Source organism: Pseudovibrio sp. Ad5 (assembly GCF_001623095.1).
Classification (GTDB): Bacteria; Pseudomonadota; Alphaproteobacteria; order Rhizobiales; family Stappiaceae; genus Pseudovibrio.
On sequence record NZ_LMCH01000009.1, the window covers coordinates 73,623 to 95,636 of the forward strand.

A 22,014-nucleotide genomic window follows, 5' to 3' on the forward strand; every position below is an offset into this window, starting at 1 on the left:
AGAGCTTCTCAGAGCAATTAGCGTCGATCAAAAGAGAGCAGCTATGAGTACAGCTACACTAGGTTTTATTACCCTTCGGGAGATATGCGAGATAATGCAATCTGTAGTTACATTGATCGGATAGTTTATGGGTACTTTGCAGGTTAGTTTACTCAGATATGTAGGCAGATTTGCCGCGATTTACATTCTCATTAAGGTGGTTCTATTCGTAGCACTCTTGATTGCGCTACAATTTTTCCGGACAGAGATTCCCTTAAAGCATGTTGCTTTTGCAGTTCCGTTAGTCACAGCGATGCTTGTTGGGCAGGGGTTGTTCAAAAGAGAGGGCGCTCGCCTGATAGGGCGCAAGCTCCATAAGCTAACGGGTTTATGCCTTTTGATCATTATCGCTATTGATGTTCCTTTTGGCTATCTGGCGTTCCCAGATATCGAGGGCCTTTCTGACATTATGGGACTGATAATTGGTCTTTTATTGTTCTTTGCCTTTCTAGCTTATTGGTCCATTTACTTTGGATACAGAATCGGGTTTAGGACAGCAGAGAAAGAAGCTGCAAGAAAGCAGGTCAGTTGATTTTGCTTGAAACTCTCCTTTCCCTCGAAAGCCAACTTCTTCTGCCCTCAGTTCGTGGAAAACAGCAGCAACTTGAGTTGTTGCTACATCCTGACTTCATCGAGATTGGTGCAAGTGGCCGGACATATGATCGAGCGCAGGTGCTTGACGAGCTTCCGAGCGAGGCGGTGGACTATCCTGTCAGAACAATTGAGAATTTTCGCTTGCGTAAGTTGAATGAGGAACTCGTTCAGGTGTTTTACAGCATTGTCGAGAATGAGACGCAGCGGACTTCCATCTGGAAACTCGAAGGTGGGCAGTGGTCCATGATTTATCATCAAGGCACACGCAGAGCGTCATAGCTAGTCGTTTACCCTCTGAGTTCTCTAAAATCCGACTGTTTGTGTGCGCGTCGATTAAATACTTTGGCTTATAGTATGCAGCTGGTAAATTTTTCCTAGAGTCTGCTCTGTTCAAGAGTTCCTACGCAGCAGGCTCTCAGGCTTTTTAGGCGTTTCCCATGTGAAGCTGAACCAGTCCAGTAGGGATGCGCTGTAGAGGGTTGGGTATGACGCATAACACTGCTTTGCTCATCATCGCGTGCCAGAACGATCATTTTCCAGGTGGCAAGTTTGAATTGCCTAAGCAAATGGAAGCTGCCGGGAATATTGTTGAGCTTTTGAAAGACGCCAGAGAGCACCACGAGTTCGTAATACACATCAAGCATGTCTACAAAGATCCAAAATCGCCTTACATGGCAGAAGGGTCTTTTGGTGCTGAGATCAACAAGATGGTCTGGCCGAAAGCTGATGAGGCGGTCGTAACCAAGTACAATTTCAATGCTCTGGAGGGGACGAACCTGCGAGCGTTGCTGACAGACCATAAAATAGATGATCTGGTGATTTGTGGTTCCATGACCCAGCACTGCATTGTTGAGACTGCACGAGCGACCTTAGACCTCGGATATCCGGTTACTGTTGTTTACGATGCCTGCGCTGCGAGCTGTATGGAGTTCCGTGGGCGTGAAGTGTCCGTGGATGATGTGCAGGCCTCAATTATGGCTTCTCTCATCTTTTCCAATGCGGCTGTTGTTTCGACGGATGAGTTTTTGACCCAACCTCATTAAGCTGCAGCGCTTTGATATCCGAATTTTTGGCGATACTGACCAGGGCTGAGGCCTGTGGTTTTGATGAATACGCGGCGACAAGCTGTTGGGTCTTCGTAACCAACGTCCCATGCGATCTCGTTGAAGGACCGTTTGGTTTGCTCCAGCTGCTGGCGTGCTTCGGTTATGCGGAGTTGCTGTAAATAAGTGTTTGGCGTGTGCCCTGTCGCGACTTCAAACCGTCTTTGGAAGGTTCGTCCTGTCAGTCCGGCTTTTTCTGCCATTTCGGGTACTGTCAATTTTTTCTTATAGGTGGTCTGAAGCCAATGTTGGGCCTTCAAAATCGCCTGATCACCGTGTGAGAAGTTGGGATAGAAGCGGCTGTAGTTTTTTTGTTCTCTTCCGGCTGGATCGATGAGAAATCTACGGGAGACTTCGAGCATGGTTGTGTGATCGATGAAGTGGTCAATCAGCCTGAGGCCCAGATCGGTCCATGCCATGATGCCGCCTGCGGTGATGACATCGCCTTCATCGACGATCATTTTGTCAGTATCGAGCTGTACCAAAGGGTATTTCTTCGCAAAATCCTCGGTGATTGCCCAATGGGTTGTGGCGGGCCTGTTGTCAAGAATGCCCGTTTCGGCCAGCAACATCGCGCCGACGCAGATTGAGCAGAGAATGGCGCCATGCTCATGTTGGTGTTTGAGCCATTGGACGAGTGCTGGTGAGACGGTCGGGTGATCATCGACCAGACAGGGAGGCAGGATTATCGCCGAGAAGGTAGTGGCTCCGATTGAGCTGATCTGATCTTCGTGAAGCACGGTTGCCTCAATGCTGCTGGCATTGCTTTTGCTGGCAGCGTGGAACATATCGATTAGCCCATAAACCGCTGAGAGTTGTGCGCCGGTGTAAGACAGTATGCCGATAGGATGATGTGTCTCTGATCTGATCATATGGCAATTATAGCATGTTTTATGTCGTATATGCCAATCGAGTTGATAGGAGGTGTTGATTAGGTTTGTTGCTGACAAGAGCAAATCTAAGGAGGCACAAATGTCTAAATCCGCACTGGTTATTGTTGACGTTCAGAACGACTATTTCCCTGGTGGCGCCTGGGAGCTGAATGGGCAGGTTGAAGCTGCTCAGAATGTAAAGCGCCTGTTGGAAGACAGCCGCAGCAAGAAAACTCCGATCATTCACATTCAGCATGTGGTTGAAGCAGGTAATGCGCCGTTCTTCAACGCAGGCACTGAAGGTGTTAAAATTCATGATGATGTGTTGCCTCAGGATGGTGAGCCGCTCGTAACCAAGCAGTTTGCAAATAGCTTTTTGGAAACCAACCTGAAAGAATTGCTGGATGAGCAGGGCATTGAGCATCTGGTCGTCGTTGGCTCTATGTCTCACAACTGCATTGATGCGACAGTTCGTGCCGCGGTTGATCTGGGATACACAGCAACCATTATTGGTGATGCTTGTGCGACATTGGATATGGAACACAACGGCGAGACTATTCCTGCGAAATACGTACATGGTGCGTTCATGGCATCCCTGGCTTTTGCGTATGGCAAAGTTGTCAGCACAGATGAGTATCTGGCTGCATAACTCAGGCTTTGACTGCTTTCAGAAGCCGGCTCCTGAGGCCGACTTCTGATTAGGGATAGCTCGGGATTTTATAAAATCTGCTTTTTAAAATCCGGCATGCTTAAACGTGTTGGCCTTATTGTTTGCTCAAATAAGACCAATAGGACTGAGGTGTGCTTATGCCTAAAAGGGCCCTGATCATTATCGACTGCCAGAACGATTATTTTCCTGGTGGTAGCTGTCCTTTAGGGGGGCAGGTGGAAGCAGGAAAAAATATTGCCCGTCTTCTTGAGATGGTGCGAGACAACGACGAAAACGTCATCCACCTTCAACACATGTACAAAGATAAAACAGAGCCTTATCTGGTTGAGGGATCGCCAGGGGTGGAGATTAACGAGTGTGCGAGACCCGTGAACGGGGAACCTGTTGTCGTTAAAAACTACATGAATGGCTATAAGGACACCAATCTGCAGCAGATCCTTGTTGAGGCTGGTATTGATGAGATCGTCATGTGTGGTTCTATGAGCCAGAACTGCGTGAATGCGACTGCGCGTCAGACCCTTGATCTGGGTTATCCGCTGACCATCATCTACGATGCGTGCGCCACAGAGGATCTTGAGTTCAATGGCGTAACCGTCCCAGCGGATCATGTTCACACTGCTATGATGGCGTCTTTAAGATTTGCGCATAGCAACGTGATTTCTACCGATGAATTCCTGCATTCGTTGAATGGCGCATAATCAACGTTTTGGATGAGCAACCTGTAGAGGGGATATGACTAAGAAGGCCCTAATCATTATTGATTGTCAAAATGATTTCTTCCCAGGCGGGAAGTGTGAGTTGGAGGGCCAGGTTGAGTCTGTCGCAAACATTCAGCGTTTGCTTACAGTGGCTCGTAAGAACAATGATCTTATTGTCCATATTCAGCATCTCTTTAAAGATAAATATGCTCCCTTCCTTGCTGAGGGCACTATTGGAGCGGAGTTACATGACAGTTGCAAGCCTATCGAAGGTGAGCATGTGGTGGTTAAGTACAAAGCGAACAGCTATCTGAATACTAATCTTCGGCAGATTCTGGAGGATGCGGGGATTGAGGAAATTGTAATCTGCGGGGGAATGTCTCATCTATGCATTGATGCAGCGGCGCGTGCGACTGTTGACCTAGGATACCCCATCACCGTTATCTACGATGCCTGTGCAACCTGTGACCTTGAGTTTGAAGGAGAAGTTGTTCCTGCGAAATATGTTCAAGGGGCGATCATGGCGGCTCTATCGTTTTTTTATGGCAAAGTTATCTCTACCGACGAATATTTGAGTAACTGAGCTGGCATATTGCGCGGGCATTTATCAGGTCTGGTATTTACTCCTAGATTTTATGAAAAATGCGGGTTTTTCTAGCTGAGTTCCGTCAATCGATATCTATTAGACTATTATGGAACAGGCCTTTCATGTGAGGTGTTGAGTGTAAGATGACGAGAACGGCACTGCTGATAATTGACTGTCAGAACGACTTCTTTCCCGGTGGGAAATGTGAGTTGGAAGGGCAGTTCGAGGCTGCGGGGAACATTCAGATGTTGCTGACAAATGCGCGCGTTCAGGATCAAACCATCGTTCACATCCAACATCATTTTAAAGAGAAAGATGCGCCGTTTACGGTTGAAGGCACGATTGGTGCTGAAATCCACGATATGGCGAAACCGTTACCGCATGAACCAATCGTGACGAAGTATACCTCTAACATCTTCCTCAACAATAACCTCAAGCAGATCCTGGATGATGAGAATGTTGAGGAGCTGGTTATCTGTGGTTCGATGAGTAAGGATTGCATTGCAGCCGCAGCGCATGCGACGACAGAACTCGGATATCCGATTACGATTATTTACGATGCCTGCGCGACGCGGGAGCCGGGGTCCTGTGATACGTCTTCTCAGCAAGAGTTTGTGCAAGCAGCAATTATGGCTTCGCTGTCGTTCATTTGCAGCAATATTGTCTCCACAAATGAATATCTGCAGAGGCATTCTCCAGCGTAAGGTTTGAGATCAGCCGCTGATATTGATCTTTCTCAGACCAACCCAGAATGGACCAATGGCAAGCAGCATGAATGATGCGGCCAGCAGGAATGGTGCGCCCGGATAGTAAAGCTCTGCACTGTCTGCTGTGAAGCTGGTGAAGAGCTGTGTCATCATCAAGGTGGAAAGCACAAGTGTGAGCCCGATGATGCTTGTCAACGCCCCTTGCAGACGGCCCTGCTTGTCTTGTGAGACGTGGTGGCTCATCAGGGCGATCATGGCAGGTGGGATCATCGCGCCAAGTGCTGCTGGTGGCAGGAGCAGAATGACTGTGAGTGTGTTTGGCGCAAATGCGAAGCCTAGCAATGCGATTACGGCGAAGAAGAAGCCGTAAAGCACGGTTTTCGCTTCGCCCTTGCGCGGAATAATCCAGCGGATAAGACCGCCTTTGACGCTGGAGAAACCAATACCGACGATAGCGAGTGAGAGACCTACCTGAGCTGTGGTCCAGTGGAAGGCTTCAATTGTGTAGTACGGCCAAATTGCCGGATACACGAAGTTTGCCATTTCAAAGAGGAAGAGCGCAATGAAGAGCCACACCAGAACAGGAGACTGGGCAATATCCATGGCTGCGCCAACAGGGTTTGCTCTGCGCCAGCGAATGGCCTTTCTTGCCGATTTTGGCAGGGTTTCCGGCATGTAGAACAGGCCGTAAGCGAAGGTCATCGCAATCAGAACTGCAGAGATGTAGAAGGGTACACGGACGCCGAAGAGGGCAAGTGTTCCGCCCATAACCGGACCGATGACAAAGCCAAAACCGATTGCCGCACCAACCATGCCGAAGCGGGTGGCGCGTTTGCCGTTATGCGATATATCGGAGACTGCTGCATAGGCGGTGGCGTAGGTTGCGCTGGCAACTCCAGCCAAGAGCCTGCCAATGAACAGAACCCAGAGCGAACCTGCGAAGGTCATGATCAGGTAGTCGACTGTCAGGACAGCAAGGGAGATCAAGAGGATTGGGCGTCGACCAAAACGGTCAGATATCGCCCCAACAGCGGGACCGAAGAGGAACTGCATAGCAGCGTAACTTGCTGCGATGTAGCCGCCCCAGAGAGCTGCATCTGCGATGGTGGTTTGGCTGAGTTCTGCGACCAGTGCCGGGGTCACCGGAATGATCAATCCGGCACCAATCGCGTTCAGCAAAACAGTCCCTGCAATGAATACAAGGGTATGAAAGTCCTGTTTTGACCTGATGGATTGTAGTGCCAGCAGCATTCTTTTCTCGTTTTTCGCTAAATGCTATGTAACAAAGCGATCCAGCAAGTAAAGAAAAAACTCAGCATTTGTGCATATGCCGCAGGTCAAAAAAACAGGGTGAAGATCTATTTACGCCACGGCGGTGTTTCTTTAGCGAAGAATGCAGAAATTCCGGCCTGTGCTTCAGTGGTTTCCCATCTGTCCGCTAGGGCATTTGCTGTGTAGTCGATCTGATCTTCTGCAGGCATACGCGCTAAATTCTGACAAAGAGCTTTTGCATCTGCTACGGCACCCGGTGCGCAATTTAAATAAGCTTCTGCTTCTTTCTGCGTTACTGCGTGCAGGTCCTCTGGTGTTGTCACCAATGAGACAAGACCGAGGTGATGTGCTCTTTGCGCACCAAATGGGCGGGCATTCATGAAGACCTGACGAGCATGACCTTCGCCCAAGCGACGTACAACATAAGTGCCGATGGTTGCCGGGATCAGGCCGAGGCGGGTTTCAGTCAGAGCGAATTTGGTGTTGTCAGCAGCAACCACCAGATCGCAGACGCTGAGAATGCCAACTCCGCCGCCGTAAGCAGGGCCATGAACACGAGCGAGCAGAGGCTTTTTCATGCTGTCGAGGCGTTTGAGCATGCCTGCCAGACGATTGGCTTCCTGCATTTTGCCGATGCGGTCTTTCTCTGCCTGCGCCTGCATCCACTTGAGATCGCCGCCAGCACAGAAGGTTTCGCCGTCCGCTGCCAGAATGATTGCGCGGGTCTGCTCACAGTTGTCCAGCTCTTCAGCTGCTGCAACCAGTTCATCCATCATCTCAGCATTCATAGCATTGTGCTTTTCAGCGCGTGCCAGCAAGAGTGTGGTGATGCCGTTGTCCGCTTTTTCGATGCGAAGGTTCTGATAGGTCATGCCGCCGCCGCCTCTTTGATGGAGAGAATAAACTCTTGCGTTTGTTCCAGCTTCTCAATGTCGAGGCCGGTGTTGTAGTCCAGCAATTTTGCCATTTTTGCGACGGCCAGTGTGCTGACGTTGCCTTTTGCGCCCGGTGCATACGGACAACCGCCGAGACCGCCGATGGCTGAATCGAACGTGCGCAGGCCCATTTTTATGCTGGACATGATGTTAGCCAGAGCCAGGTCTTTGGTGTCGTGGAAATGGCCTGCGAGTTGCTCAGCCGGGATGACGCTCAGGACTGCATCCAGCATCGCTTCCGTGGTTTCCGGAGTGGCTGCGCCAATGGTGTCGCCAAGGGAAACCTCGTAGCAGCCCATCTGCAGCAGACGTTCTGAGACCATTGCTACGTTTTGGACTGGAGTTGGGCCATCGTATGGGCACTCAACGATGCAGGAGGCGTATCCGCGGACTGGAATGCCGTCAGCTTTTGCTGCTTCCACGATTGGAGTGAAGCGTTCGAAGCTTTCCTCAATAGAGCAGTTGATGTTCTTTTGAGAAAAGCCTTCTGATGCGGACGCGAAGATTGCGACTTCATCCGCCCCGGATGCTTTGGCGCGCTCGTAGCCTTTGATGTTTGGCGTCAGCGCTGTATAGCGAATGCCGGGTTTGCGCGTGATGCCTGCAAAGACTTCCGCAGCATCCGCCATTTGCGGCACCCATTTGGGTGAAACAAAGCTGGATGTTTCGATCTTCTCAAACCCGCACTCGGAAAGGCGGTTGATCAGTTCGATCTTGTTTGCTGTCGGGATCAGCGTTTTTTCGTTCTGCAGGCCGTCGCGTGGGCCCATCTCAAAAATGTTTAGTTTCTTGCTCATCGCTTATCAAACCTCCTCGTCGATAGCGCGGGCACGAAGTTCTCTGCGGATAACCTTTCCGGTTGTTGTCATTGGCAGGGCTTCGACAAATTCCAGTTCACGTGGATATTCATGCGCAGCTAATCGCTGTTTCACAAAATCAGAAAGTTCTTTGGCCAATTCGTCGGATGGCTCAACACCTTCCTTCAGCACAATGTAGGCTTTGACGATCTCAGTGCGCAGCTTGTCTGGCTTGCCGATGACACCTGCCATGGCAACTGTGTCGTGTTTCAGCAGGCAGTCTTCAATCTCGCTAGGGCCGATGCGGTAGCCGGATGAGGTGATGACGTCATCATCGCGGCCAACAAACTGGATCCAGCCGTCCTTATCCATCACGCCTTTGTCGCCCGTGATGAGAAACTCGCCAGAGAATTTCTTTTTCGTGGCTTCCGGATTGTTCCAGTATTGGAGGAACATGACAGGGTTTGGTGCACGAACGCCGATGTTGCCAAGCTGACCAGCTTCGAGAACGGTGCCTTTGTCGTCCACGATCTGCACATCAAAGCCCGGCACGGCTTTGCCGGTGACGCCAGGACGGGTTTCCATCAGTTCTGCGCAGGTGGAGACAACGAGGTTGCACTCGGTCTGGCCGTAGAATTCGCTGATTGTCAGGCCGAACGTGTCCTGACCCCATTGGATCAGCTCTGCGCCAAGGGCTTCGCCGCCACTGCCGAGGGAGCGGAGGGAATAGTTCCAGCGGTCCTTCGGGTTCTCTACCTGCCGCATCATTTTCAGCGCGGTTGGCGGGATGAAGGCGTTGCGAATTTTCAGGTCTTGCATCAGCTGGAAGGCTGCTTCGCCGCTGAACTTCTTGAAACGGCAAGCAACGACAGGAATGCCGTGATGTAGGCTTGGTAGAAGAACGTCAATCAGACCGCCGATCCATGCCCAGTCGGCAGGAGTCCAGAAGCGGTCACCTTCTTTCGGGAACATGTTGTGCGGCATCTCTACGCCGGGCAGATGGCCGAGCAGCGTGCGGTGCGCGTGCAGTGCGCCTTTGGGCTGGCCGGTGGTGCCGGAGGTGTAGATGATGATGGCGGGGTCTTCGGCTTTGGTCTTCACTGGTGTGAAGTCTTCGCTCTGCCCTGCCATTTCAGCATGGAGTGAGCGGGTGCTGAAGTCTGTGCCTTCGATGTTCAGGATCAGTTCAAGCTCTGGCAGGCTGTCGCGGATCTTTGCCAGCTTCACAGCACCTGCATTGTTGGTGATGAGAGCTTTCGCACCAGAGTTCTCTAGCCGATATTCCAGTGCTTCTTCGCCAAACAGCGAGAAGAGCGGAATAGAGATGCCACCGAGCTTGTGAATTGCAATATGGGAGAAGGCTGTTTCAGGGGCCTGTGGCAGTAGGATGCCGACGCGATCACCTTGGCTGATGCCTTGAGACAGGAGCAGGTTGGCCAGCTGGTTACTCAGCTTTTTCAAGTCACCAAACGTGTAGGTGGTTGTCGGCCCGTCTTCTTCAGCGAAGATGAGTGCTTCGCGGGCGGCGTCTTTGTCCGCCCACTTGTCACAGATATCTACGCCAATGTTGAAGAACTCCGGAATGTCCCACTGAAACTTTTCTCGGAGCTCCTCGTAAGATTTCGCAGATGGCAACAACGGTTATTCCTCCTCCTCAAGCGTGAGGAGTATAACGCCTTCTTCCACCTGGTCACCCGTAGATGCCATCACTTCAGCCACAACGCCGTCACGCGGTGCTTTGAGAGAGTGTTCCATCTTCATGGCTTCGGTCACGATCAACGTATCGCCTTCAGAAACCTCGTCACCCGGCTTACAGTTTACTGCTCTCACAAGGCCCGGCATTGGCGATGTGATCGCGTTGCCTGAGGCTGCACTGTCATCCTGCTCTGCCAGATGATCCGGCAGATCGAAACGCCATGTGACACCGTCGGAGAAGAGGGTGAGACTGGTGTCTTCTGCGAAGAAATCAGCTGAGGTGATTTGACCGGCAAAATCCACGCGCATGTGGTTGTTGTCTACGGAGAGGATCTGCAAATTGAAGGTTTCATCATCAATGGCAATGGTCAGGCTGCCATCATGATGGCGGTTTGCCACAACTTCGGTGTCTTCATCGCGCCATGACAGATGCGCAATCTGCTGGGCTGCCGTCCAATGACGCCAACCTGTGAGGCTCGCCCACGGATCGTTATGGACCAGTGCAGTTTCAGTTGCAAAGCCGAGCTCGATGAGAGCAGCCATTGCGAAAGCGTGCTTGGTTGGAGCTGTCGGCTTGGTGAGAGCTTCCAGTTCACGGTCGATAAGGCCCGTGTCCATCTCACCCTTTGCAAAGCCGTCGTGGTTACACAGGCGATGCAGGAAAGTGATGTTGGTGGTGCAGCCAACTGCCTGACTCTTTTCCAAGGCCAGAGACATTTTCGCCAGAGCAGCTTCACGGGTTTCGCCGTGGCAGATCACCTTTGCGATCATTGGATCGTAGTAAGGGGTGATCGTATCGCCTTTGCGTACGCCGCTGTCGATGCGGGCGAACAATTCCGGCAGTTTCAACTCGTTCAGCGTTCCGGTTGCTGGCAGGAAGCCTGCTTCAGCATCCTCAGCGTAGATACGCGCTTCGAACGCATGACCGAAGATGGTGAGCTCGTCCTGCATCAGAGGCAATTCACCACCCGCAGCGACGGAGAGCTGCCAGTTGACCAGATCCTGACCAGTGATAGCTTCTGTGACTGGATGCTCCACCTGAAGGCGCGTGTTCATTTCCATGAACCAGAAGCGGTCAGAGCGGAGGCCTTCTGAGCCATCAACAATGAACTCAACCGTACCAGCGCCTTCATACCCCACAGCCTGAGCTGCTTTGACGGCAGCATCGCCCATAGCGTTGCGCATCTCTTCGGTCATGCCGGGGGCAGGGGCTTCTTCGATCACCTTTTGGTGGCGGCGCTGCAAGGAGCAGTCGCGCTCAAACAAGTGAACCGCGTTGCCATGCCCATCACAGAAGACCTGAACCTCGATGTGGCGTGGTGACAAGATGTACTTCTCGATGAGCACGCGTGGGTCACCAAAGCTGGATTGACCTTCGCGCTGAGCGCCTTCCAGAGCTTCAAGGAAGTCTGCGGGATCATCAACGCGGCGCATACCTTTGCCGCCGCCGCCTGCGCGGGCTTTGATGAGAACCGGATAGCCGATCTTGTCGGATTCAGCTTTTAGGAACTCAGCGTCCTGGTTGCTGCCATGATAGCCCGGCACGACTGGAACGCCAGATTCTTCCATGAGCTTCTTCGCGGCATCCTTCAGGCCCATAGCGCGGATTGCGTCCGCGGGTGGGCCGATGAAGACAAGGCCAGCTGCTTCAACCGCTTCCACGAACTCTGGGTTTTCTGAAAGGAAACCGTAGCCCGGATGGATGGCGTCTGCGCCGCTGGTTTTGGCAGCGTTGAGCAGCTCAGGGATATTGAGGTAGCTCTCTGCCACTGGTGCAGGGCCAAGGCGGTAAGCCTCGTCAGCCATTTGCACGTGACGGGCATCGCGGTCTGCGTCTGAATAGACTGCAACAACCTTGATGCCGAGGGCTTTGGCGGACTTTGCAACACGGCAAGCAATCTCACCACGGTTCGCAATAAGGATTTTCTTGAACATTATGCTGTCTCCCAATGCGAAACAGTGGCGCCGGGAGCACCTGTTACTCTATTTGGTCTAAAAGTGCAGGCTTCTGAATAAGGAATATCACAGGTCGCAGTAATGATTTCTCTGGAATTCTCTAGGAGTAAGTCTCCTTTGCCGACTTCATATACATAAGCCTTGCGTTGGGAAACTGAGAGGAGATCACCTGTTTTGATGAGACCTTCCAAGACTCTGATGAAGAGGATTGATAGCTCGTCTTTCAGGCCCAAATCTGGGATATTCTTCTGAAGAATGCTCATAATTGCCTCATCAACAGGCCAAACATCTCTGACTTCTCCGTGCATACCGAGCCCCTTACATGCGGAAGACGCCGAAGGGCGTTTCTTCGATTGGTGCGTTGAGGCTTGCTGCGATGGACAGTGCCAGGACGTCACGGGTTTTGCGCGGGTCGACGATGCCGTCATCCCAGAGGCGTGCGGAGGCGTAGAGCGGGTGCCCTTGCTCTTCAAACTGATCAATGATCGGCTGTTTGAAGGTTGCTTCCTCTTCTGCAGACCAAGTTCCGCCTTTGCGCTCAATGCCATCCCGGCGCACTGTTGCCAGCACACCTGCTGCCTGAGGGCCGCCCATGACGGAAATGCGGGAGCTTGGCCATGTCCAGAGCATGCGTGGTGAGTAGGCGCGGCCACACATGCCGTAGTTGCCAGCGCCGAAGGAGCCGCCAATGAGCATGGTGATTTTTGGAACTTTTGCGCATGCCACGGCTGTTACCAGTTTAGCGCCGTCTTTTGCGATGCCGCCTGCTTCATACTTTTGCCCGACCATGAAACCGGTGATGTTTTGCAGGAAGACCAGCGGGATTTTACGCTGGCAGCACAGCTCCACAAAGTGGGCGCCTTTCAGCGCAGCTTCTGAGAACAAGATGCCGTTGTTGGCGATGATGCCGACAGGCATGCCGTGGATGTGGGCAAAGCCAGTGACAAGGGTGGTGCCATAGCGGGCTTTGAATTCGTCAAAGCGAGAGCCGTCCACCACACGGGCGATGACTTCGCGCACATCATATGGTGTTTTCAGGTCTGCCGGGACAACGCCGAGGATTTCTTCCGGATCGTAAAGCGGATCTTCCGGCGATTGCAGCAGAAGCTGGTCTGGCTTGCGGCGGTTGAGATTGGACACGGCCTGACGGGCCAGAGCCAACGCATGAGCGTCGTCACGGGCCAAGTGGTCTGCCACACCGGAGAGGCGGGTGTGAACATCCCCACCGCCCAAGTCTTCAGCAGAAACCACTTCGCCCGTGGCGGCTTTCACCAGTGGAGGACCGGCGAGGAAGATGGTGCCTTGCTCTTTCACGATGATGGTCTCATCGCACATGGCTGGCACGTATGCGCCGCCAGCGGTACAGGAGCCCATGACCACCGCGATTTGCGGAATGCCCTTTGCGGACATGTTGGCTTGATTGTAGAAAATACGGCCGAAGTGCTCTTTATCCGGAAACACCTCATCCTGCTGAGGCAGATTAGCGCCGCCGGAGTCCACCAAGTAAATGCATGTGAGATTGTTCTCCATGGCAATTTCTTGGGCGCGGAGGTGCTTCTTGACTGTCAGCGGATAATAGGTGCCGCCTTTTACCGTGGCATCGTTGGCAACGATCATACATTCGATGCCGTTGACCCGACCGATGCCGGTGACAATGCCTGCTGAAGGCGAGGCGCCCTCATACATGTTGTGGGCAGCGAACTGACCGACTTCCAGAAACGGAGAGCCCGGATCGATCAGACGAGCAACGCGCTCACGCGGGAGGATTTTCCCACGAGACACGTGCCGTTCGCGAGGGCCTTCACCCCCACCCAACAGAGCTTGCTGGCTTGCGGCGCGGACCTCATCCATTGCGGCGAGGTGCAGAGTGCGGTTGTTTTTAAAGCTTTCCGAACCCGTTGCAGCCTGAGACTTGATGACAGCCATTACTTGGTTTCCTGGAAAAGCTCACGACCAATCAGCATGCGGCGGATTTCTGAGGTGCCTGCGCCGATTTCATAGAGTTTTGCATCACGCAGCAGGCGACCGGTTGGGTACTCGTTGATGTAACCATTGCCGCCGAGGGACTGGATAGCTTCCAGTGCCAGTTTAGTTGCGTTTTCTGCGGAATAGAGGATACAGCCAGCGGAATCCTTACGGGTGGTTTCACCGCGGTCACACGCATTTGCGACGGCGTACACGTAGGAACGGGAGGCGTTCATCAGGGTGTACATGTCTGCGAGTTTGCCCTGCATCAGCTGGAATTCACCGATGGCTTTGCCGAACTGTTTGCGCTCGTGGATGTAAGGCACGACGATGTCCATGGCTGCTGCCATGATGCCGAGTGGACCACCGGAAAGGACAACGCGCTCATAGTCCAGACCGGACATCAGCACGTTTACACCGCGACCTTCTTCACCAAGGACGTTTTCATATGGGACTTCGCAGTCTTCAAACACCAGCTCACACGTGTTGGAGCCGCGCATGCCGAGCTTGTCCAGCTTTTGCGCCGTGGAGAAGCCCTTCATACCTTTTTCGATGATGAAAGCTGTCATGCCTTTGGGGCCAGCATCCGGATCAGTCTTTGCGTAGACCACCAGAGTGGAGGCGTCAGGGCCGTTTGTGATCCACATTTTGTTGCCGTTGAGCACGTAGCGGTCATTGCGCTTTTCAGCGCGCAGTTTCATGGAAACAACGTCGGAGCCTGCACCGGGCTCGGACATGGCCAGAGAGCCGACATGCTCGCCAGAGCAAAGCTTTGGCAGGTACTTTGCTTTTTGCTCAACAGTACCATGACGGTTGATCTGGTTTACGCAGAGGTTGGAATGCGCACCGTAAGACAGGCCAACAGATGCGGAGGCGCGGGAGATTTCCTCAACCGCAACAACGTGGGCGAGATAGCCCATGCCGGTGCCGCCGTATTCCGGGTCGGCTGTCATGCCAAGTACACCAAGGTTCCCCATCTCTTTCCAGAGATCATTGGGGAACTCGTTGGTCTCGTCGATCTCAGCGGCGCGCGGCGCTAGCTTGTCTTGTGCCCAACGGCGAATGGTTTCGCGCAGAGCGTCAATATCTTCACCAAGACCAAAATTCATTACAGCGTCAAACACGGCGCTTCCTCCTGCTACCGAAGCTCTGCGATCCACGCTCTTTATCGAGCTTCCCAGTGGATCGTAAATTAATTAAACGAACGTTCGTTTGATTAATAGCAGGGGCTCAGCTACTATGCAATAACCCTTAGGGCGCATTTCCTGTTGCGTATTCTTTCCCGAAAACTGCTAGGCATCGCTCGGGCATGCGCTGAAACATTGCGTCTCCTGATTGATTGGAAAAGGTTTAGACCGTGGCACGAACCAAAGGCTCCGTTGGTGCAGATACAAAAACTGCGATTTACGCAGCAGCGAAAAAGCTGATTGAAGCCAAGGGCTTTGAGGCGATGACGCTTCGCCAGCTTGCTGCTGAGGTGGGCGTACAGCCGGGGTCTGTCTATCGCTATGTTGAGAGCAAGGACGAGCTGCTTCAGGCGCTGATGAACCAGCATATGATCAGCCTGATTGAGAACTGGGAGAAGCTGGAGGGCAAGGGCGATGATCCCGTTTCCCGTCTCAAGGCGTTTGTTGCGTTTCACATTCGCTATCATATTGAGCGCCGTGCAGACGTTGTGATTGCGAATCTGGAGTTGCGTTCACTTGGTGAGGACTATCGGGCTGATGTGGTGACCAAGCGCAGCCAGTACGAGGCCAATCTGCGGCGCATTCTGTCCGATGGTGTAAAGGCGGGTGTGTTTCCCTCTGTGGATTTGGAAGTTGCCGCCTTTGCTATCATCGCCATGCTGACCGGCGTTTGCTTCTGGTATCGCCCTGACGGACGCCTTAGTATCGATGAGATTATCGAGGTGCACCAGAAGATGGTGCTGCAAGGCGTTGTGGGCTAAGGGCTATTCTTGTGATTGATCTGGTTAAGCTTTTTGCAGCTCTTGGAGCTGGCTATCTGCTGGGCAGTATCAGCACGGCAGTGCTGGCTGGGAAGATGTACGGCAAGGACATACGGGAGTATGGCAGCAAATCTGCCGGGCTCACCAATGCACTGCGCGTGCTTGGCAAACCCGCTGCACTGCGCGTGCTTGGCAAACCCGCTGCACTGCTTGTTCTTGTCGGAGATATCCTGAAAGGCGTTGCTGCTTGTCTGGTTGGCCTGTATCTGGGTGTTTATGCAGGTTCAGGCGTGGCGATAGACAGTATGAGCATGCTGCTTGCTGGGGCAGGTGCCATTGTTGGGCACAATTGGCCGGTGTTTTTTGGTTTCAGAGGTGGTAAAGGCGTGCTGACTGCAGCTGCCGTGCTTTTCATGCTGGATCCGATTATAGCACTAAGCTGCCTAAGCTCTTTCGTAGTTATTGTTGCCGCGACCCGCTTTGTCTCTCTGGGCTCAATCTGCGCGGCGCTGCTGTTCGTTGTGCTTTCTTTCATTCCGGTGTTTGGTCACACACTCTACTTCCAGGCCTTCGCAATGGTGATGGCGTTTATCGTGGTTGCCAAGCACCGTGCGAATATTGGTAGACTGCTCTCCGGTACTGAGAATAAGCTGCGTTTTAAGAGTGGTAAGCCCTCATCGTAGCGGAACCATCCTGTTCTTGATCGGGGAAGCCTTTACTATCGAAGTATTGGTCATTGCTTTTTCGTGGAGGGGGTCGAGCAGGTCGTCGAGTTCGCTGACGTCTTTTAGGTAGATGCGTGTGACGAAGCAGTCTTCTCCGGTGACCTTGTCGCAGGAGGTGAAGCGGGGCTCGTTGAGGATGAGTTGCTCTACGACGTGCAGATTGCCGGGGCTTGGCTGGATGCGAACGATTGCTTCCAGACTATAGCCGAGTGCCTTTGGGTTTATCTCTACCGTAAAGCCTGTGATGATGCCGTCCTGCTCCAGCTTGCGGACACGCTCTGTGGTGCTGGGGGCGGAGAGGCCGATGCGGCTGGCCAGTTCACTGATTGAGATTCTGCCGTCTCGCTCCAGGATCTCAAGGATTTTGCAGGCAGTTTCATCCAGCTGTTTCATCTCATTAGGTGCTTTCGTCTGATCGCTTTATTTTGTGAGGGTAGAAAGTGTAATTTGCCTTTCTTTTTCTATATTGCATAGAGCTGTTGCTGGTTATTTTTTCAATCCTGACGATTGGAGGTTCTTATGCAGACAGATCTTTTAGCGCTTCAACATATCTCGGCGTTTTCTCATGGAGAGGAAGGTGGCAATCCTGCTGGCGTGCTGGTGGGGGATGTGATGCTTCCTGATGCGCAGATGCAGTCTATTGCGGCTGATCTCGGCTATTCTGAAACTGTGTTTGCGGTGCCTCTGGCCAACGAAGAGGGGTATCGCGTGCGGTACTTCTCTCCAGAGAATGAAGTGCCATTTTGCGGGCACGCAACGATTGCGCTGGGCGCGGTTCTGGCTCAGCAGCATGGCCGGAAAGTCCATCGCCTTGTATTGAATGAAACTGTGATTTCAGTGGAGAGCTGGCAGGAGAACGGTCAGTTGCAAGCAGCTCTGCAATCTCCGCAGACCAAGAGCGCCGCATTGGAAAATGACGTGAAAGTTCAGCTGCTTGACCTGCTTAGTTTGAGTGAAGGTGATCTGGATCTTCGCATTCCACCTGCGCGTATTCATGGTGGTGCGGATCATCTGGTGCTGGCATTGACTGACAGAGCCAAGTTGGCGGGCATGGCTTATGATCTGGGAGCCATGAAGCAGTTTATGCTTGGGCAGGGGCTGGTGACGATCATGCTGGTTCATGTTCGCGGGCTGCAAGAGTTTGATGTGCGCAATGCGTTTGCGTCAGCTGGCGTGTTTGAAGACCCGGCCACGGGTGCTGCTGCTGCGGCGTTTTCTGGTTACCTGCGGGATATTGGCTGGGCACATGCTGGTGAAATCCGGATTGTGCAGGGAGAAGATATGGGAGCGAGGTCACTCATTTCGGCAGAAATTCCTGCTGAAGCTGGTAGCTCCATTCGTATTTCTGGCAGTGCGCGACGGATGATCTAACGCGTTTCTTGGTACTGTGGGACGTTTAGCCCGAGGCAGTCTGCCTTGGGCTTTTTGCTGCGGTGAGGGCCTCCTTAGACGAGTGAGAGGTGGATTTCCGCGTTTAGTGTGTTGGACACCGTACATATCTCTTTGGCGGCTTTGATCAGGATCTCTGCTTTCTCGCGGTTCTCAAACTCAGGGAGAGCAAATTCCAAGTGGAAGCTGCCAAAGCGGTGAGGCAGCGTGGATGCTTTTTCAGCTTTTACGGTGATGTAGACATTGCCGAGTGAGACCTTCTGTTGCCTGGCTACCATCTCCAAGGAGATTGCCATACACGACCCAAGGGCAGACATGATCAAGTCTGAAGGGGCAGAGAACTCATCGGAGTCTCCGTAGCCTGCCGAGTATTGATGACCGAACTCATTGGTCACCCAGAACTGTCCATACTCATGCGAAGCGACCGTCAGCGGGCCATAGGACTTGGGTTTCATTTTTATCGGCATGCTAATGTCTCAGGAGTTCTCGGAGTTTGCAGTTGGTCTGGCATGTATACGAGTAACTCGCGGCTTACGTAAATATGCAGCATAGGTGAAAAATACAGCAGCGTTCACTCGTTGGTTATTGGGCTTGCTCTACAGGAATATGTTGTAAACACAATGTGGGTGGGTGTGAGGCACATGCTGCTACAGTATGGATGTGTTCAATTGGCGGAATTGACTAGCGAGTTTGGCAGGGAAAATGATGGCAACGAATGAGACTGAAAACCTGCTTGCGCTGCTGGTTGAAGATGACCTGGATTTGGCTGGAACGATTGCTGATGTGTTGAAAATCCACGGTATCAGTTGCGATCACGCTTACAATGGTGAGGCGGGTCTCGAGTTTGCGCGGCAGGGTTATTTTGACGTTATCATTCTTGATCTGACATTGCCTAAGATGGATGGTCTTACGGTTTGTGAAACGCTGCGCCGGGAAGGTATTGACCGCCCAGTTCTGATGCTGACTGCGCGTGACGAACTTTCTGACAAGCTGGCTGGATTTGAAGCCGGGACGGATGACTATTTGGTCAAACCCTTTGCCTTTGAGGAACTGGTTGTGAGACTGCGGGCGCTTTCCGGACGGCGGAGCGCGAAAACGAAGCTGTTTGAGGTTGCTGATCTGCAGGTGGATTTTGCCCAAAATATTGCAAAGCGTGGAGATCGTGTTTTGCGTCTTTCTCCGACGGCCTGGAAGATTCTGGGTATTTTGAGCAAACATAGCCCAGCTTCGGTGAGCCGAGAGCAGTTGGAGCGTGGGCTGTGGGGGGATGAGCCGCCAGAGAGCAACAGCCTTAATGTGCATTTGTACAAACTTCGCCAGCAAATCCAACGCCCTGCCGAATCTGAAATTATCTGCCGAGATGCAAACGGGGGTTATAGCCTGAGGGAGAAAGTGGATGGTGAATAAGAAAGCAGCCAGAGTGCGCGGACGCAGCATTTTTCGTGAACTTGGTATCGCTTTCTTTCTGGGCGTTATTCTGCTGTTGCTGGTCTACACGTTTTTACTGCCAATCTTCTTTGTAGCTGGCTCAGATGAGAGCATCATCTACCTACTTGAGGATCTGGGCGAAAGTTACGAGGAGGCCGTAAAGGCAAATCCTGATGCTCCGCTGCCTGAGACCTACCTTATTCAGAGTGCCTTTTCGCTTGAAGCGTTGCCTGCTGAAATGTCTCGTCGTTTCAAAGAGGAGCCATTGGAGCCGCTGGAGCTGTACTACGATGATGAAGATCGAGGCTGTGATGCTGAGGGCAATTGCAAGGAGACCTATTATCTCTATCTGTACATTTATCCGCTGGAAGATGGCCGCAACCTTTACATCACGCTTGAGAGTACAGAAGAGTATCTGGAGGGCTCCGAAGAGGATCAGGTGGTCCTTCTTGCCTTTGCAATTGTAGGGATCGTCAATCTACTCGCCACCTTTGTGAGTGCGCGCATTTTATCTAAGCGGTTGATCCGACCGATCCAGAATCTGGAAAACTGGGCTCAGTCATTGAATGCTGAGAATGTGGGTGAGACACCGCCCAACTTCAGGTTCCGCGAACTGAATAACCTTGCTGTGAAGCTCACATACACTGTTTCCCGTATTTCTGAGTTTGTTGAACGTGAGCAGACATTCCTGCGTTATGCGAGCCATGAGTTGCGGACACCGATTACGGTGATTGCCGGCAATATTGCGCTGCTGAAGAGCCAGGAAAGTGGTTCTGAGGATACTGTGCCCGTGGAGCGGATACAGCGGGCTAATTTGAACATGCGCATCATTGTAGAGACTTTGCTTTGGCTGGGCAGGGAAAGCTCTGCACCGCCGCGAGTTGAGAAGCTCGTGCCAGCAAAGCTAATTGTAGGGTGCATTGAAGAACTGTCTTATCTGAAGGGCAATAAACCGCTCACAGAAGTGCTGGACTTGAGTGAGGATGAGGCTGAGTTGCCTAAAGCACCTTTGCTGATCCTGTTTGGCAATCTGATCCGTAACGCGTTTCAACATGCCCAAAAGGGTGAGATCAAAATTAGTTATCAAAATGGGGTCTTTGAGATTGAAAACCCCGTTTCAGCTGGCACCAAAGCGGATGCTACCTCTGTTTATGAGGAAAGCTTCGGCTTCGGTCTTTCACTTTGTGAGCGTATAGCACGACGGATGGGCTGGGATTTTACTCTTGAAGAACAACAGGATGCCATCATCACACGTCTGGTTTTGAGACCTACTGATACTGGTAGAGAGTAGTTTCAATTATTTGTATTTGTCATGAATAACTGAGATTCGTCATGATATTACAAGGGTATTTCTAGTTTGAATCTTCTATTTATGGCGGTTCAAAGAAAATATTCTTCAATTTTATTGATATCTGAAAATTTTACTATTTAATTTACGTAGAGACAGAAGGGGTATTTGTCCGATTCGGGTGGGGTGATGCAAAGCATACACGATGAAATGGTCCAGCGGCTTTATGCCAATATCGCTCTTGGTGAGGATATTGGGCAGGCTTTTGAGCCTATGGCATCGTCCTTTCGTGAGACCATGCTCTGTTACAAGATCGTCTCACTCAGCTCGCTTGAATATCATCACATGACTTTCCTCAATACAAAAGAGGACATGGAAGCAAAGATACTTGCTGCGGGCCAGAGCAATCCATTGCCCCGATTTGCTAAATTTGCTCCATTGAATGCCTTAATTCATACCGAGGATTTCATCAGCCAAGATGAAATTCGGGATACTGATTTCTTTGATCTGGTCTTCAGCGATTATGGAGTGTTTGATCGTGTTCGCGGCTTTATGATCCACCGTCAGGGGATGGATGCGGCCATGGTTTCTGTAGCGGTGCAATCTGATTTTGATGGTCCTGATGCAATGCAGCTTGAGAAAACTCTTGAAACTGTCAGACCTCATTTTCAAAATGCGTTTTCGGTTGCGTTGCATCTTGAGCAAAGACGCGGTTTGACTGACGCCTACTCCTTCTGGCTGGATCGTATTCCAAGTGCGGCGTTTATTTTGGATCAAGGGCATCACGTTGCTTTTGCTAACAAGCAGGCAGAGGTATTTTTCAGTTCCAGCCAGAGCTTCTTTATTGACCGTCGTGGAGAGATTTCCTCTCGCCATAATGAGCATCGAAAGTTGTTTGAGGATGCGATTTTACGGTGCCGGACTTCTGGTAAGCCTCTGGGGCCACTGGTCCTGAATGGTGAGGCGGCGCCCAATCCGTTCTTTGTTGTGATGCCTATCAATGTGCTTTCAGAGACGCCTGCTTATCTGGCGCCCTTTGTACGCGGGCCGCAGCCACTCCTTTGCATGATAATGGATCCGGGTGACCAGCCCTTGGCGGAGTTGGACAACCTTCAACGTTATTTTGGGGTTTCCAAACGTGAGGCTGAGTTGCTCCAGTATCTGGTTCGTGGGGCATCTGTGGGAGAGACTTCTCACGCTCTGGAGATCAGCTACAACACTGCACGCAATCATATGGCGCGAATTGCCGACAAGGTTTCTGTAAATTCTCAAAGTGAGTTGGTTCGACTTGCAAGTGACCTGGCTGCGAGGGTGCCGCGACAGAACGTGAGATGACAGTTCCTGAGG

At 51.9% G+C, this 22,014-nt stretch carries 24 protein-coding genes; 13 read left to right on the forward strand and 11 right to left on the reverse strand.

What is annotated here, in order from left to right; all coding sequences use genetic code 11:
- The first annotated feature begins 127 nt into the window (after positions 1 to 127).
- From PsAD5_RS06400 to PsAD5_RS06410, 3 genes are all read left to right on the forward strand, one after another.
- On the forward strand, positions 128 to 571 hold the full coding sequence (locus PsAD5_RS06400) for an ABZJ_00895 family protein (protein WP_063291490.1): 444 nt from the start codon (positions 128 to 130) through the stop codon (positions 569 to 571).
- A 2-nt stretch (positions 572 to 573) separates the two neighbouring features.
- Positions 574 to 912, forward strand: a complete 339-nt coding sequence (locus tag PsAD5_RS06405) for a nuclear transport factor 2 family protein (RefSeq protein WP_193778138.1) — start codon at positions 574 to 576, stop codon at positions 910 to 912.
- A 206-nt stretch (positions 913 to 1,118) separates the two neighbouring features.
- Complete coding sequence (locus PsAD5_RS06410) at positions 1,119 to 1,676, forward strand: cysteine hydrolase family protein (RefSeq protein WP_063291492.1); 558 nt, start codon at positions 1,119 to 1,121, stop codon at positions 1,674 to 1,676.
- Here PsAD5_RS06410 and PsAD5_RS06415 read toward each other — a convergent pair.
- Positions 1,673 to 2,608, reverse strand: a complete 936-nt coding sequence (locus PsAD5_RS06415) for a GlxA family transcriptional regulator (RefSeq protein ID WP_063290456.1) — start codon at positions 2,606 to 2,608, stop codon at positions 1,673 to 1,675. The genes PsAD5_RS06410 and PsAD5_RS06415 overlap by 4 nt on opposite strands.
- Before the next feature lie 100 nt (positions 2,609 to 2,708).
- Here PsAD5_RS06415 and PsAD5_RS06420 point away from each other — a divergent pair, with 100 nt between their 5' ends.
- The 4 genes from PsAD5_RS06420 to PsAD5_RS06435 all read left to right on the forward strand — a co-directional run bounded on the left by PsAD5_RS06420 (position 2,709) and on the right by PsAD5_RS06435 (position 5,266).
- The gene (locus PsAD5_RS06420) at positions 2,709 to 3,257 is read left to right on the forward strand and encodes a cysteine hydrolase family protein (protein WP_063290455.1); all 549 of its coding nucleotides are present in this window, start codon (positions 2,709 to 2,711) and stop codon (positions 3,255 to 3,257) included.
- 158 nt (positions 3,258 to 3,415) lie between these two features.
- Positions 3,416 to 3,976: a cysteine hydrolase family protein gene (locus PsAD5_RS06425; RefSeq protein ID WP_063290454.1), complete on the forward strand. Its 561-nt coding sequence runs from the start codon at positions 3,416 to 3,418 to the stop codon at positions 3,974 to 3,976.
- A gap of 34 nt (positions 3,977 to 4,010) precedes the next feature.
- Positions 4,011 to 4,559 carry a cysteine hydrolase family protein gene (locus PsAD5_RS06430; protein ID WP_063290453.1) on the forward strand — a complete coding sequence of 183 codons (549 nt, stop codon included), beginning with the start codon at positions 4,011 to 4,013 and terminating at the stop codon, positions 4,557 to 4,559.
- A 146-nt stretch (positions 4,560 to 4,705) separates the two neighbouring features.
- Entirely contained in the window at positions 4,706 to 5,266 is a 561-nt protein-coding gene (locus PsAD5_RS06435) for an isochorismatase family protein (RefSeq protein ID WP_057465429.1), read from the forward strand.
- Between the two features lie 9 nt (positions 5,267 to 5,275).
- Here PsAD5_RS06435 and PsAD5_RS06440 read toward each other — a convergent pair whose 3' ends face one another.
- From PsAD5_RS06440 to PsAD5_RS06475, 8 genes are all read right to left on the reverse strand, one after another.
- Complete coding sequence (locus tag PsAD5_RS06440) at positions 5,276 to 6,520, reverse strand: MFS transporter (protein ID WP_063291493.1); 1,245 nt, start codon at positions 6,518 to 6,520, stop codon at positions 5,276 to 5,278.
- A gap of 107 nt (positions 6,521 to 6,627) precedes the next feature.
- Positions 6,628 to 7,413: an enoyl-CoA hydratase-related protein gene (locus tag PsAD5_RS06445; RefSeq protein ID WP_063291494.1), complete on the reverse strand. Its 786-nt coding sequence runs from the start codon at positions 7,411 to 7,413 to the stop codon at positions 6,628 to 6,630.
- Positions 7,410 to 8,273, reverse strand: coding sequence for a hydroxymethylglutaryl-CoA lyase (locus tag PsAD5_RS06450; protein WP_063291495.1), 864 nt, complete (start codon positions 8,271 to 8,273; stop codon positions 7,410 to 7,412). Before PsAD5_RS06450 ends, PsAD5_RS06445 begins: the two co-directional genes overlap by 4 nt.
- Positions 8,274 to 8,279: 6 nt before the next feature.
- Positions 8,280 to 9,911, reverse strand: a complete 1,632-nt coding sequence (locus PsAD5_RS06455; protein WP_063291496.1) for an acyl-CoA synthetase — start codon at positions 9,909 to 9,911, stop codon at positions 8,280 to 8,282.
- A gap of 3 nt (positions 9,912 to 9,914) precedes the next feature.
- The gene (locus tag PsAD5_RS06460; protein ID WP_063291497.1) at positions 9,915 to 11,903 is read right to left on the reverse strand and encodes an acetyl/propionyl/methylcrotonyl-CoA carboxylase subunit alpha; all 1,989 of its coding nucleotides are present in this window, start codon (positions 11,901 to 11,903) and stop codon (positions 9,915 to 9,917) included.
- Complete coding sequence (locus PsAD5_RS06465; protein ID WP_057465423.1) at positions 11,903 to 12,232, reverse strand: hypothetical protein; 330 nt, start codon at positions 12,230 to 12,232, stop codon at positions 11,903 to 11,905. The genes PsAD5_RS06460 and PsAD5_RS06465 overlap by 1 nt, the downstream gene beginning before the upstream one ends.
- 10 nt (positions 12,233 to 12,242) lie before the next feature.
- The gene (locus PsAD5_RS06470; RefSeq protein WP_063291498.1) at positions 12,243 to 13,850 is read right to left on the reverse strand and encodes a carboxyl transferase domain-containing protein; all 1,608 of its coding nucleotides are present in this window, start codon (positions 13,848 to 13,850) and stop codon (positions 12,243 to 12,245) included.
- Positions 13,850 to 14,998, reverse strand: a complete 1,149-nt coding sequence (locus PsAD5_RS06475) for an isovaleryl-CoA dehydrogenase (protein WP_193776999.1) — start codon at positions 14,996 to 14,998, stop codon at positions 13,850 to 13,852. The genes PsAD5_RS06470 and PsAD5_RS06475 overlap by 1 nt, the downstream gene beginning before the upstream one ends.
- A gap of 248 nt (positions 14,999 to 15,246) precedes the next feature.
- Here PsAD5_RS06475 and PsAD5_RS06480 point away from each other — a divergent pair, with 248 nt between their 5' ends.
- Together PsAD5_RS06480 and plsY are read left to right on the forward strand one after the other, a co-directional pair.
- The gene (locus PsAD5_RS06480) at positions 15,247 to 15,837 is read left to right on the forward strand and encodes a TetR/AcrR family transcriptional regulator (RefSeq protein WP_057465420.1); all 591 of its coding nucleotides are present in this window, start codon (positions 15,247 to 15,249) and stop codon (positions 15,835 to 15,837) included.
- 11 nt (positions 15,838 to 15,848) lie between these two features.
- Complete coding sequence (plsY, locus tag PsAD5_RS06485) at positions 15,849 to 16,520, forward strand: glycerol-3-phosphate 1-O-acyltransferase PlsY (protein WP_063291500.1); 672 nt, start codon at positions 15,849 to 15,851, stop codon at positions 16,518 to 16,520.
- Here the strand turns inward: plsY and PsAD5_RS06490 are convergent.
- Complete coding sequence (locus PsAD5_RS06490) at positions 16,512 to 16,955, reverse strand: Lrp/AsnC family transcriptional regulator (protein WP_063290444.1); 444 nt, start codon at positions 16,953 to 16,955, stop codon at positions 16,512 to 16,514. The two genes, plsY and PsAD5_RS06490, sit on opposite strands and share 9 nt — an antisense overlap.
- 126 nt (positions 16,956 to 17,081) lie before the next feature.
- On the opposite strand from PsAD5_RS06490, the gene PsAD5_RS06495 reads away from it, so the two are divergent.
- Positions 17,082 to 17,933 carry a PhzF family phenazine biosynthesis protein gene (locus PsAD5_RS06495; protein ID WP_063291501.1) on the forward strand — a complete coding sequence of 284 codons (852 nt, stop codon included), beginning with the start codon at positions 17,082 to 17,084 and terminating at the stop codon, positions 17,931 to 17,933.
- 74 nt (positions 17,934 to 18,007) lie between these two features.
- On the opposite strand, the gene PsAD5_RS06500 is transcribed toward PsAD5_RS06495, so the two are convergent.
- Positions 18,008 to 18,418: an OsmC family protein gene (locus PsAD5_RS06500; RefSeq protein WP_063291502.1), complete on the reverse strand. Its 411-nt coding sequence runs from the start codon at positions 18,416 to 18,418 to the stop codon at positions 18,008 to 18,010.
- Positions 18,419 to 18,653: 235 nt separating this feature from the next.
- Here PsAD5_RS06500 and PsAD5_RS06505 point away from each other — a divergent pair, with 235 nt between their 5' ends.
- The 3 genes from PsAD5_RS06505 (at position 18,654) to PsAD5_RS06515 (ending at position 22,002) form a co-directional block, all read left to right on the forward strand.
- Complete coding sequence (locus PsAD5_RS06505) at positions 18,654 to 19,358, forward strand: response regulator transcription factor (protein WP_084405921.1); 705 nt, start codon at positions 18,654 to 18,656, stop codon at positions 19,356 to 19,358.
- Complete coding sequence (locus PsAD5_RS06510) at positions 19,348 to 20,670, forward strand: sensor histidine kinase (RefSeq protein ID WP_208988514.1); 1,323 nt, start codon at positions 19,348 to 19,350, stop codon at positions 20,668 to 20,670. The genes PsAD5_RS06505 and PsAD5_RS06510 overlap by 11 nt, the downstream gene beginning before the upstream one ends.
- A gap of 186 nt (positions 20,671 to 20,856) precedes the next feature.
- Positions 20,857 to 22,002: a helix-turn-helix transcriptional regulator gene (locus PsAD5_RS06515; RefSeq protein WP_063291504.1), complete on the forward strand. Its 1,146-nt coding sequence runs from the start codon at positions 20,857 to 20,859 to the stop codon at positions 22,000 to 22,002.
- Positions 22,003 to 22,014: the final 12 nt, after the last annotated feature.